This window comes from Pseudomonas phytophila (genome assembly GCF_025643095.1).
Lineage (GTDB): Bacteria > Pseudomonadota > Gammaproteobacteria > Pseudomonadales > Pseudomonadaceae > Aquipseudomonas > Aquipseudomonas quasicaspiana.
Genome location: NZ_CP081201.1, coordinates 2,524,383 through 2,537,193 on the forward strand (window position 1 = coordinate 2,524,383; position 12,811 = coordinate 2,537,193).

8 protein-coding genes are annotated in these 12,811 nt (G+C 58.8%); 4 read left to right on the plus strand and 4 right to left on the minus strand.

All coding sequences use genetic code 11. The features are described from left to right. The first annotated feature begins 96 nt into the window (after nt 1-96). From K3169_RS11355 to K3169_RS11365, 3 genes are all read left to right on the plus strand, one after another. A complete protein-coding gene (locus K3169_RS11355) occupies nt 97-552 on the plus strand; it encodes a MarR family winged helix-turn-helix transcriptional regulator (RefSeq protein WP_263271558.1) in 456 nt (151 codons plus the stop codon). 313 nt (nt 553-865) lie between these two features. Then, entirely contained in the window at nt 866-1,354 is a 489-nt protein-coding gene (locus K3169_RS11360) for a (2Fe-2S)-binding protein (RefSeq protein ID WP_122805567.1), read from the plus strand. Nucleotides 1,355-1,366: 12 nt separating this feature from the next. After that, entirely contained in the window at nt 1,367-4,930 is a 3,564-nt protein-coding gene (locus tag K3169_RS11365) for a molybdopterin cofactor-binding domain-containing protein (protein WP_263271559.1), read from the plus strand. A 302-nt stretch (nt 4,931-5,232) separates the two neighbouring features. Here K3169_RS11365 and K3169_RS11370 read toward each other — a convergent pair whose 3' ends face one another. Together K3169_RS11370 and pssA are read right to left on the minus strand one after the other, a co-directional pair. Then, nucleotides 5,233-5,868, minus strand: a complete 636-nt coding sequence (locus tag K3169_RS11370) for a TetR/AcrR family transcriptional regulator (protein ID WP_263271560.1) — start codon at nt 5,866-5,868, stop codon at nt 5,233-5,235. Nucleotides 5,869-5,886: 18 nt separating this feature from the next. Continuing rightward, nucleotides 5,887-7,230: a CDP-diacylglycerol--serine O-phosphatidyltransferase gene (pssA, locus tag K3169_RS11375; protein WP_099270030.1), complete on the minus strand. Its 1,344-nt coding sequence runs from the start codon at nt 7,228-7,230 to the stop codon at nt 5,887-5,889. 257 nt (nt 7,231-7,487) lie between these two features. Between pssA and K3169_RS11380 the strand changes: the two genes are divergently transcribed. Further along, nucleotides 7,488-9,740 carry a TonB-dependent receptor gene (locus K3169_RS11380; RefSeq protein WP_263271562.1) on the plus strand — a complete coding sequence of 751 codons (2,253 nt, stop codon included), beginning with the start codon at nt 7,488-7,490 and terminating at the stop codon, nt 9,738-9,740. A 1,402-nt stretch (nt 9,741-11,142) separates the two neighbouring features. Here K3169_RS11380 and K3169_RS11385 read toward each other — a convergent pair. Then, on the minus strand, nt 11,143-11,550 hold the full coding sequence (locus K3169_RS11385) for a heme-binding protein (RefSeq protein ID WP_122396503.1): 408 nt from the start codon (nt 11,548-11,550) through the stop codon (nt 11,143-11,145). A 33-nt stretch (nt 11,551-11,583) separates the two neighbouring features. After that, complete coding sequence (gene glcF, locus K3169_RS11390) at nt 11,584-12,810, minus strand: glycolate oxidase subunit GlcF (protein ID WP_231678110.1); 1,227 nt, start codon at nt 12,808-12,810, stop codon at nt 11,584-11,586. Nucleotide 12,811: the final 1 nt, after the last annotated feature.

A 12,811-nucleotide genomic window follows, 5' to 3' on the forward strand; every position in this document is an offset into this window, starting at 1 on the left:
AGCCTCGCTCCCACATGAGCCTGCACTCTCTAAGATTTTCTAATTCCGCGCCCACAGGTTAACGTAAGCCTCTTTCCTCCTGCCCCGAGCCACGCCGTGCCCGATCCAACACCAGACACCCAGAACAATTACACCTTCTCCGAACAGGTCGGCCATTTGCTGCGCAAGGCCTATCAGCGGCATATGGCTATTTTTCAGCAGAACGTCGGCGACTCGCAGCTGACCGCTGTGCAGTTTGTCACCCTGTGCGCCGTGCGTGATCGCGGTCCCAGTTCCCTGACTGAACTGGTAAAGGCGACGGCGGTGGATCAGGCCACGATTCGCGGGATCGTCGAGCGCCTGAAAGCGCGTGATCTGATTACCCTGCAGCCCGATCCCGAGGACCGTCGCAAGGTCATCGTTGGCCTGTCCGACAGTGGTCGGAAACTGGTCCAGGAAACCGTGCCTCATGCCGCGCAAATAACCGAGCTGACCATGAGCAACCTCAACCCCGCCGAGCGCGTGGCGGTGTTGTTTCTGCTGCGCAAGATGATTGGGGACGGGGAAGACTGATTGCTGATGTCCGTATTCCCGGACATCTTTCGGCCAACCGTAAACGTCCTGGCTAACGCATAACCGTAGGACCGGCTTTAGCCGGGAGGGGGCCGGGACATTCGCTGAGTATTCTTCGCCAGAAATAATGTCCTCCCGGCTAAAGCCGGTCCTACGGATTTATCTGCTTGCTCGCGTCAGCGCTGCGTCAGGTACACAGGGCGATCTCCTGCAGGAATCATTCTGTCTCGTCACTGGCACGCTTCCTGCTCTCATTTCATGAAGTAAACACTTCATCAAATACCCTGGGTGGTCTCGGGGTAACGGAGCAGGCATGAGTGAGCAAGCGCTGGCGCTGGAAAAGACCATGACGCTCAAGGTCAATGGGCAGACCGCTGAGGTCACGGCCATGGCCGATACGCCGTTGTTACTGGTGTTACGCAATGACCTGCACCTCAACGGCCCCAAATATGGCTGCGGCCTGGGCGAGTGCGGTGCTTGTACGGTGATCATCGATGGCCTGGCAGCGCGCTCATGCGTGTTTCCTGTGAGCGGTGCTCAAGGTCGGGAGATCACCACGCTGGAAGGCATCGGCAGTCGCGAGTGTCCGCATCCGGTGCAACAGGCGTTCATCGATGAGCAGGCCGCGCAATGCGGCTATTGCATGAACGGCATGATCATGACCGCCAAGGCCCTGCTTGATCGCATCCCCAACCCCAGCGAAGCACAGATTCGTAACGAGCTGTCGGCCAACCTCTGCCGTTGCGGCACCCACATTGAAATCCTCCGTGCGGTGCTGCGTGCCGCCCGCCAGAAGTCTTGAACGGACGTTGCCATGACCCAGACCTTGCTGACTCGCGATCAACTCATGAGCAAGACCGGCGTTCTGCTGATCGTCGATAATATCCAGCCGCCGTCCGGTCCTGTCGCCAAAGGTGGCGTGCCAGTCGTGAAGCCCATGGAGCTGGCGCTGTTCATCGCCGTCACTGATGAAAGTCAGGTCTACGCGTTCAACGGGCATGTGGATTTGGGCACCGGGATTCGCACCTCGCTGGCACAGATCGTTGCCGAGGAACTGGATGTAGAACCGGGGCAGGTCAGCATGATCCTCGGCGACACCGCCAGCGCGCCCAATCAGGGAGCGACCATTGCCAGCGCTACGTTGCAGATATCCGCGATTCCACTGCGCAACGCCGCTGCCGAAGCCCGGCGTTATCTGCTACAGCGCGCCGCTGAGCGCATGGAGGTGGCGCTTGAGACGCTGGTCATCAATGCGGGAGTCATCATCGCCGCTGATGGCCGCCAGCTGAGCTTTGCCGAGCTGGTGGCGGGTGAGCATGTCGAACTGAGCATCACCGGTACTGCGCCGCTCAAGCCGGTCGAGGACTACCGAATCGTCGGCAAAGACGCCGCCCGGGTGGACATTCCTGCTAAAGCCACTGGCGAACTGACCTACGTGCATGACATGCGACTGCCTGACATGCTCCACGGCCGGGTCGTGCGTCCGCCTTACGCCGGGCTCGACAGCGGCGACTTCGTCGGCACCAGCCTGCTGGAAGTCGATGAGTCTTCCATTGCGCACATTCCGGGCATTGTTCGCGTGGTGGTGATCCGCGATTTCGTCGGCGTAGTGGCCATGCGCGAAGAGCAGGCAGCCAAGGCGGCGCAGGCACTGAAAGTCACTTGGAAAGCCTGGAACCACAAGCTGCCGGACATGAGCGACGTTGCCCAGGCGATTCGTGATAACCCCAGCGTGCAGCGCGTGGTGCTGGATAAGGGCGACATTGAAACTGCTCTCGATCAGGCCAGTCAGCGCATGCCGCGTACTTACCTGTGGCCTTATCAGATTCATGGCTCCATTGGCCCGTCCTGTGGTCTGGCGGATTATCACGAAGAGGGTATTCGGGTCTGGTCCGGTACCCAGAACCCGCATTTGCTGCGCGCTGATCTGGCCTGGCTGCTGGAGTATCCGGAAGAACGCATCGAGATCATCCGCATGGAAGCAGCCGGTTGCTACGGGCGTAACTGCGCCGATGATGTGTGCGCCGATGCCGTATTGCTCTCTCGGGCGGTGGGCTTGCCAGTGCGGGTGCAACTGACCCGCGAGCAGGAGCATGTCTGGGAGCCCAAAGGCACTGCGCAGCTGATGGAAGTCGATGGCGGCGTCAACGCTGACGGCAGCGTCGCCGGTTACGACTTTGCCAGCAGTTACCCGTCCAACGGTGCGCCCACACTCGCGCTACTGCTCACGGGGCGGGTTGAACCGGTGGCAGCGATGTTCGAAATGGGCGACCGCACGTCGATCCCTCCGTATGATTTCGAGCACATGCGCGTCACCATTAATGACATGTCGCCCATCGTCCGGGCGTCATGGATGCGCGGCGTGTCGGCGCTGCCAAATACCTTCGCTCATGAGTCCTATATCGACGAGTTGGCGTTCGCTGCCGGGGTCGATCCGGTGGAATATCGCCTGCGTTACCTGCATGACGAACGCGCCGCCGAACTGGTCCGGGCCACGGCTGCGCGCGCCGAATGGACGCCGCGTACCGAGCCGATGCAGACCCCGGAGCAGGACAACGTGCTGCGCGGCCGTGGCTTCGCTTATGCGCGTTACATTCACAGCAAGTTCCCCGGCTTTGGCGCGGCATGGGCCGCCTGGGTCGCCGATGTGGCGGTGGACAAGCTGACCGGCGATGTTTCGGTAACCCGCGTGGTCATCGGCCATGACGCAGGCATGATGATCAATCCGGCAGGCGTCCAGCACCAGATTCACGGCAACGTGATTCAGTCCACCAGCCGGGTGCTCAAGGAGCAGGTGACCTTCGAAGAGTCCACCGTGAGCAGCAAGGAGTGGGGCGGCTATCCGATCCTGACGTTCCCGCAGGTGCCGAAAGTCGATGTGCTGATGATGCCGCGCCAGAGCGAGCCTCCGCTGGGTGCCGGGGAGTCGGCTGCTGTACCCAGTGCGGCGGCGATTGCCAATGCGATCTACGACGCTACCGGGATTCGCTTTCGTGAATTGCCGATCACCGCCGAGCGGGTCCTGGCAGCGCTCAAGGGCGCGGGGGAGGAGGCCAACAGCAATCCGCCGCAATCGCCAAAAGCCAAACGCTCGAAATGGTTATTCGGTTCATTGTTCGCGGCGTTCGGCGCGATTCTCGGTGTCGCGGCAACTGCTTTGCCCTGGCGCGCGGAAATCGCCCCGATCACGCCGCCTGCAGCAGGCACCTGGTCAGCGGCAACCCTGGAGCGTGGGCGTTTGCTGGCAGCCGTGGGCGACTGCGCCGTTTGTCACACCGCACCGGGTGGCGCGACCAATGCCGGTGGTCTGGCGATGGATACGCCGTTCGGCACGCTGTACAGCAGCAACATCACTCCAGACCCGAAAACCGGTATAGGCAACTGGTCGTATCCGGCGTTCGAACGCGCCATGCGCGAGGGCATCAGTCGTGATGGCAAGCATCTGTATCCAGCATTTCCCTACACCGCCTTTCGCAATATCAACGACGCCGACATGCAGGCGCTGTATGCCTACCTGATGGCCCAGGAGCCGGTCAGCCAACCGGCCAGGGCCAATGACATGCAGTTCCCGTTCAACCTGCGCCCGTTGATGGCGGGCTGGAACGCATTGTTCTTGCGCAAGGGCGAAATCCAGGTGCAACCGCAGCAAAGCGCGCAATGGAATCGCGGCGCGTATCTGGTCAACGGCCTGGGACATTGCGCGGCCTGTCATTCGCCGCGCAATGCGTTAGGCGCAGAGAAGGGCGGGGCTTCGTTCCTGGCGGGCGGCATGGTCGATGGCTGGGAAGCGCCAGCATTGAATGGCCTGTCGAAAGCGCCGACGCCATGGACTGAAGAACAGTTGTTCAATTATTTGAGCAGTGGCTATTCCGATGCTCACGGGGTGGCGACAGGACCTATGGGGCCGGTGGTCAGCGAGCTGTCGAAACTGCCCAAGGCTGATATCCGCGCAATGGCGGTGTACCTGACGTCGCTGGACGGTGTGGCGCAAGCGGCTCCTACTCCGGAAGCGGTTGCGCAGCCGAGCGTTTCGCAGTTGGCGTTAGGTAATGGCAGGCGGGTTTTCGAAGGCTCATGTCAGGGCTGTCATGCTGATGGAAGCGGGCCGACACTGTTCGGCGTCAGCCCTTCACTGGGCAGCAACACCAACGTGCACAGTGCGCTGCCGGACAACCTGATCAAGGTCATCCTGCAAGGCATCCCCACGCCAGCAACGCCGGATCTGGGTTATATGCCTGGGTTCAAGGACAGCTTGTCTGACACGCAGATCAGCGACCTGGCCGCTTATCTACGCAACCGTTTTGCGCCGAACGAAGCGCAATGGCAGGGCCTGCCGGAGAAAGTCGCGCACCTGAGGGCGAATCCGGGGACGCATTGATTTTGCGCAAGCACTCATTCCTGTGGGAGTCGCCCCGGTGTCCCTGACACCACGCTGTCGCGCAGCAAACACGGACCCTGTGGGAGCGCGCTTGCCCGCGATTCGGCCTGTCAGTCGATGAATATATTGCCTGTGCTGACGCGATCGCGGGCAAGCGCGCTCCTACAGATGAAAAAGTACTCCAAATCACATAGTTGTAGTTTGTTTGATAGGAGCGAGGCTTGCCCGCGAAGAACGATGACGCGGTGTACCTGTTGTCACTCGGCGCTTCATTCGCGGGCAAGCCTCGCTCCAACAGGTCGTTAAGCTTGCACGCCACGCACTACCAGATCACTGATGAACCGCAGCCAGTCAGCTTGCTCGCTCGGCTGCGCCAGGTCATGGCCGAGGAATGAGGTCAGGGTGTGCTGGTTGGAGTTATAGAAATAACAAAGCGAGGCGATCATCAGGTACACGTGCTTGATGTCCAGATCCTTGCGAAACACGCCTTGTTGCTGACCCGCTTCGATGATCGGCCGCAGCACATCGACCGCTTCACCGGACAGCCTGCGTAACTCGCTGGACTGTTTGGCGTGCTTGCCCTTGTGCAGGTTTTCAATGCTCAGGATGGCGACGAATTCCGGGTGCTCGACGTAGTAACCCCAGACAAACGCCACCAGTTCGCGCAAGGTCTGCTCGGGTGTAGACGCGTCCAGTTTCAGCAGGCTTTCAGCATGGTTGAACTGCTCGTAGGTGTGTTCCAGCACCCGCACGAAGAGCTTTTCCTTGCTGCCGAAGTAGTAATAAAGCATCCGGTCATTGGACTCGGCTTCGCTGGAAATCTGCTCGATCCGCCCACCGGAATAGCCATCACGCGTGAACACCTTGATCGCCGCCTTGAGGATGCGGGCGCGAGTCTGGTCGGCCTGTTGCGCCCTGACGCCGGTTTTCTTGTTCACGCGCTGGTCCCTTGTCCGTCAGAGGATGCGATAGAGCAAACGCTCGGCACGAACCCGGCTGACCCGCCGCAGAAAGGTGCGCACGGCATCCGGATAATCGTTAAGGGTGTCCAGCTCATCGTACTTGCCGACGCGCTGGGTATTACGCATTAAATGCTCGACTTCAGCTTCCCGAGGGGCGATCCACTGACCTTTGGGATCGTCGATCAGCAGACCGTTTTCCAGGTCCAGATTGAACGCACGCGGGTTTAAGTTATTGCCAGTCAGCAAGGTATAACGATCATCGATCCACATGCCTTTGAGGTGGAACGTGTTATCGCCGTCCTTCCACAAATGCAGGTTCAGCTTGTGACGAGCGATAGCGTTCTGGTGCTTCTGGGCAAACCGTCGCAGGCTGATCTCGTAGAGATAGGGCAGGGCGGAAATGACCTTGAACGGCTCGTCGGCGGGGATGAAAAAGTCGTTGGCAGTCTTGTCGCCGATAATGATGTCCACCGTCACGCCACGCTTGAGGGCACGATTGATTTCGCGCTTGATGGACAGCGGCACGTTGAAATAAGGCGTGCAAATAGTCAGACGGGTTTTGGCAGCGGCAATCAACTCGACAATCGTGCGGTTCAGCGCATTGCGCGGACCAACACCCAGCAGCGGAATCACTCGCAACTCGCCGTTCTCACGCTCGCCCTGATGGGTGTCGTAAGTGGCGCGTTTGAGGTGATTACGGAAGGTGCGAATCTCACTGCGCAAGCTGCGGGAAGTCGGCGGCGACGGCAGGTCCAGACGATGCACCGCGTGTGACGGCAGAATCTCGCGCTGCACCATGTCCTGGAATGAGTCTGCCAGCTCTTTGCTGCTCAGAACGTGATAACGATCCAGACGATACTTGTCGAGCTTGTGTAGATAGACATTGTTGATGCTGGCGCCGCTGTAGATCACGCAGTCATCGATCACGCTGCCTTTCAAATGCAGGACGCCGAACAGCTCGCGGGTCTGCACCGGAACGCCATACACCGGCACTTCCTGGTCGTACTCCAGATGTTGCGCCTGATACCAGGCCGCATTACCCAACTGCCGTCCGGCACCGATCAGGCCACGCTGGGCCCTGAACCAGTCCACCAGCACAACCACGTCCAGTTCCGGCCTCGCAGCTTTGGCGGCATACAGCGCATCGAGGATTTCCTGACCGGCTTCATCCTGCTGCAAATACAAGGCGATCACATAGATCCGCCGGGTCGCCGTAGCGATCTTTTCCAGCAGGCAACGACGGTAATCGGCAGCAGAAGGCAGAATCGTGATTGCATCGCCAGGCAGGGTAAACCCGCGCAACGCGGCAAGGGTAGAACGACGGAAGTTGGACCGCATAAGCCTCTCGTGGGGTTAAAGCAACAGCCCACGAGCTTACACCGTAGAAGCCGCTTTAGCCGCGAAAGATGTTTCGGCGCTTGACTGAATCCGTTGGTTTTTGAGGCAAAACCCTTCGATTGACATTTTTTTCACAAATAGTCACGAGAGTGATAAACATTCGCAGTCACAACTGGTAGCATTTCGCATCCATACGATGGCGGCCACTTCCAGGTAGGACCCGGATGCCATCCATACCCAAGCCCTCAGGACACATCATGCGCACTTTCGCCCCTCAGCAGGTTCCCTACCGCTTAACCTTGCTTGCTCTCTGCTGTTCGCTCAGCTTCCCTTTACTGGCTGCCGAAGCCACGACGACGCAGTCAGGCACGGTCGTATTGGGGGAAACGGATATCAATGCGCAAAAGACTGACGAGCACGCTCTTCCGCCAGTTTATGCGGGCGGTCAGGTAGCCCGGGGCGGTCAGTTGGGTGTGCTGGGCAATGCTGACATCATGGACGTGCCGTTCACCATGAGCAGCTACACCGAGCAATTGATCGAAGATCAGCAGGCTGAAGACATTGGTGATGTATTGGCTAATGACTCGTCTGTGCGGCAGTCGTTTGGTTACGGCAACTCATCGCAGGTGTTCAGCATTCGGGGCTTGCCACTGACGGGTGAAGATATCTCGTATAACGGTTTATACGGCGTGCTGCCGCGTCAGGTGATTGCTACCGACGCGCTGGAGCGGGTGGAGGTTTTCAAAGGTCCCAACGCGTTCATCAACGGGGTTACACCGACCGGTTCCGGTATTGGCGGCGGAGTAAACCTGCAGCCCAAGCGTGCCCAGGACACCCCAACGCGACGCTTTACAACGGACATCAGCACGGATGGCCGGATTGGCGAGCATCTGGATCTTGGTCAGCGCTTTGGCGAGGACAATCGCTTTGGTGCCCGGCTTAACCTTTCTCAGCGTGAAGGTGAAACCGGTATAGAAGATGAAAAACACCGGAGCAAATTGTTCGCTCTGGGCCTGGATTATCGGGGCGAAGACTTGCGGCTTTCCGGCGACATTGCCTATCAGAAACAACGTATTAATCAAGGTCGGAACACGATTAACGTAACGCTCCCCAACCCAACACTCGGCATTGTTGGAGTTACGCATATACCTGATGCGCCAGACGCCGACAGCAACTACTCGCCCGATTACTATTCGACAGAGACCGAAGACACCTTCGGCATGATGCGCGGTGAGTATGACCTGAACGAAAGCTGGACCGTATATGCAGCAGCAGGTGCCAAGCACACCCGTGAAGTAGGTACCTACGGCACTCCGACGCTGAGTGATAACCTGGGTAACTTCACTGTGGGCAGCTCATTCATCCCTCATGATGAAGACAACGTGTCGACCATGGCCGGAATCAACGGCAAGCTGCAAACCGGTCCGGTGAGTCACAAGCTCAACCTCGGTATTGCAGGGATCTGGACACAACAACGCAACGCCTATGACTTCAATGTTGGCGGTGCCTACACCAGCAATATCTACAATCCGGTGTCTGCGCCCATGCCTCCATTGGGTGGTATGACGGGCGGCGATGTGAATGATCCAGGCGTAACGGGTAAAACCCGTAACCGCAGTATCGCGATTTCCGACACGCTGGGTTTCATGGACGACCGTCTGTTGCTGACTTACGGCGTGCGGCGTCAGTCGTTATTGGTTCAAGGCTACAGTTACAAGGGCAGTACGTTTGGAGGAGTGGATAACTCTGCAGCTTCCGGCGCAGATGGTTCGCGTAACGCTTATTACAACGAATCCATCACCACCCCGGTCTACGGGATTGTGTTCAAGCCCTGGGAGCACGTAGCGCTCTACGCCAACCGCATCGAAGGGCTGGCTGAAGGTGATACTGCCCCGGGTACAGCAACAAACCGCGGCGACGTCTTCGCTCCAGCACGCTCCAAGCAGCTGGAAGCCGGTGTCAAAGTCGACATGGGTACCTACGGTGCGAGCCTTGGCGTATACCGAATCGAAAAAGTCGCCGACGGTTATCTTCAAGGAAACACGTTTGTCGTCGACGGCAAACAGATCAATCGTGGTGTCGAGACCAATATCTTCGGTGAACCCGTTGCCGGTCTGCGCCTGATTGCGGGTTTGACGCTGATGGACACCGAACTGAAAAATACCGAGAACGGTACCAACGACGGCAATAACGCAGTGGGCGTTCCGACGTTCCAGTTCAATGCCAGCGCTGACTGGGATATCCCGGGCATTGAAGGTGCGGCCGTGAATGCCCGTATGTTGCGTACCGGTGGTCAGTATGTCGATGCGACCAACAACCTGACGATTCCGACCTGGAACCGTTTTGATCTGGGGGCACGTTACAAATTCAACGTGTCAGAGAAGGACATTACTCTGCGCGCCAACGTTGAAAACGTCGCTAACAAGGATTACTGGGCTTCTTCCTATGGTGGCTATCTGGCGCAAGGCGAGCCACGCACCATCAAGTTCTCGGGTACTGTCGATTTCTAAAACGCTGCCTGATAAACGCAGCATAGCCCGGCAACCTCTGTGGGAGCCGAGCTTGCTCGCGATGCAGACGCTGCGTTTTTTCAGTTGAACCCGGTCGCCTTCATCGCGAGCAAGCTCTGCTCCCACAGACGGCTCGCTCGCCATAATTCAACGTGTCGGAGAAAGACATTACTCTGCGCGCCAACGTTGAAAACGTCGTCTATTTCTAAAGCCAGCCTGATGTACCCAACGTGAGCCCGGCAACCCCTGTGGGAGCCGAGCTTGCTCGCGATGCAGACGCTGCGTTTTTTCAGTTGAACCCGGTCGCCTTCATCGCTAGCAAGCTCTGCTCCCACAGACGGCTCGCTCGCCATAATTCAACGTGTCGGAGAAAGACATTACTCTGCGCGCCAACGTTGAAAACGTCGTCTATATCTAACGCCAGCCTGATGTACCCAACGTGAGCCAGGCAACCCCTGTGGGAGCCGAGCTTGCTCGCGATGCAGACGCTGCGTTTTTTCAGTTGAACCCGGCCGTCTTCATCGCGAGCAAGCTCTGCTCCCACAGACGGCTCGCTCGCCGTAATTCAACGTGTCGGAGAAAGACATCACCCTGCGCGCTAACGTTGAAAACGTCGTCTATTTCTAAAGCCAGCCTGATGTACCCAACGTGAGCCAGGCAACCCCTGTGGGAGCCGAGCTTGCTCGCGATGCAGACGCTGCGTTCTTTCAGTTGAAACCGGCCGCCTTCATCGCGAGCAAGCTCTGCTCCCACAGACGGCTCGCTCGCCATAACTCAACGTGTCAGAGAAAGACATCATCCTGCGTGCCGATGTTGAGAGCGTCGCCGAGTATTTCTAAAGCGCTGCCTGATACACCCAGCATAGCCAGGCAACCCCTGTGGGAGCCGAGCTTGCTCGCGATGCAGACGCTGCGTTCTTTCAGTTGGACCCGGTCGCCTTCATCGCGAGCAAGCTCTGCTCCCACAGATGGCTCGCTCGCCATAATTCAACGTATCGGAGAAAGACATTATTCTGCGCGCGTTGAAAACGTCGTCTATATAAAGCCAGCCTGATGTATCCAACGTGAGCCAGGCAACCCCTGTGGGAGCCGAGCTTGCTCGCGATGCAGACGCTGCGTTCTTTCAGTTGGACCCGGTCGCCTTCATCGCGAGCAAGCTCTGCTCCCACAGACGGCTCGCTCGCCATAATTCAACGTATCGGAGAAAGACATTACTCTGCGCGCCAACGTTGAAAACGTCGTCTATATCTAACGCCAGCCTGATGTACCCAACGTGAGCCAGGCAACCTGTGGGAGCCGAGCTTGCTCGCGATGCAGACGCTGCGTTTTTCCAGTTGAACCCGGTCGCCTTCATCGCGAGCCTGCTCGGCTCCCACAGATCCCTGGCTCGCGACAAGCGATGCTTACCCCGCATTCACCGCCGCAACACCGGCTTTTGCAACCTGCGCGTCCTGCGCGGCCTGAACACCTGACACGCCGACTGCACCAATTACCTCGCCATCGACGATCACCGGCACGCCGCCTTCCAGCGAGGTGAGCAATGGCGCGGAAAGGAACGCGGTGCGCCCGCCATTGACTGATTCTTCGTAGCTTTTCGATTCACGACGGCCTAAAGCAGCGGTGCGGGCCTTTTCGATGCCGATGTAGCTGCTGATGGGCGAAGCACCGTCGAGACGCTCGAAGCCCAGCAGATGGCCGCCGTCGTCGACCACGGCGATGGACACGGGCCAGTTGTTGCTGATGGCGTCCTGACGAGCCGCAGCAAGAATTTGAGTCACTTCGGTCTGGGTCAGCACAGCTTTGGTTTTCATCGATTACTCCACGAGTTGTTGTTAAGGGGGCTGTTAAACAATGGGCTGCAAAGCGTCGTCAACCAGTTCGATCCAGTGCCGAACCGGGGTTCGACCTGCTCCGGACAGATGCGTCTGGCAACCGATGTTCGCCGTGGCGATCACGTCCGGTTTGCCGCTTTCCAGCGCGTTCATTTTGTTGTCACGCAACTGGCGGGACAGCACCGGTTGCGTGATCGAGTAAGTACCTGCCGAACCACAGCATAGATGGCTGTCGGGCACTGCGGTCAGATTGAAGCCCAGGCGCAACAATACACTTTCCACTGTACCGCCGAGTTTCTGCGCATGCTGCAAGGTGCAGGGGCAGTGAAAGGCCAGGCGCAGATCGCTGCGAATGCCGAGGTTCTCCAGCGGCGCATCGCGCATTACCTCAACCAGATCTTTGGCTAACGCGCTGATCCGCTGCGCCTTGGCGGCATATGCCGGATCGCCACTGAGCAGATGCCCGTAATCCTTGACGAAAGCGCCACAACCGCTGGCGGTCTGGACGATGGCCGCCGCGCCGTTTTCGATGGCTGGCCACCAGGCGTCAATGTTGCGCCGGGCGCGATCCAGGCCGGCGGCCTGAGCATCCAGATGATAGTCCAGCGCACCACAGCAACCCGCCTGAGCGATGGGTGTGACGCTGATCCCAAGGCGATCCAGTACCCGCGCCGTGGCGGCGTTGGTATTGGGTGACAAACCGGGTTGCACGCAGCCTTCAAGCATCAGCACTTTGTGTGCGTGCCGTACAGCTGGACGTGCTTTGGGCTGAACAATGTGGGTCGGCAGTTTTGCCTTCAAGCTGTCCGGCAACAGGGGCCGAAATGTCGTGCCCAGTTGAGTCAGCGATTTGAATAGCACGGCGTTGGGCAGCACATTGCGCAGACCTTCGCGCAGAGCTCGCTGGCCCAGTGAGCGGGGCACAGCGGCGTCTACCACGGCGCGGCCGATATCCAGCAGATTGTGGTAGTCGACGCCGGACGGGCAGGTGGTTTCGCAGTTGCGGCACGACAAACAGCGGTCCAGATGCAGTTGGGTTTTTTCGGTGACTTCGTTGCCTTCCAACACCTGCTTGATCAGATAGATGCGCCCGCGAGGGCCATCCAGCTCATCGCCGAGCAATTGATAAGTCGGGCAGGTCGCGTTGCAAAATCCGCAGTGCACGCAGCTGCGCAGAATACTTTCGGCTTCTTCGGCGCGGGGCAGTTGTCGAGCGTGGTCGCTCAGGGTGGTCTGCATG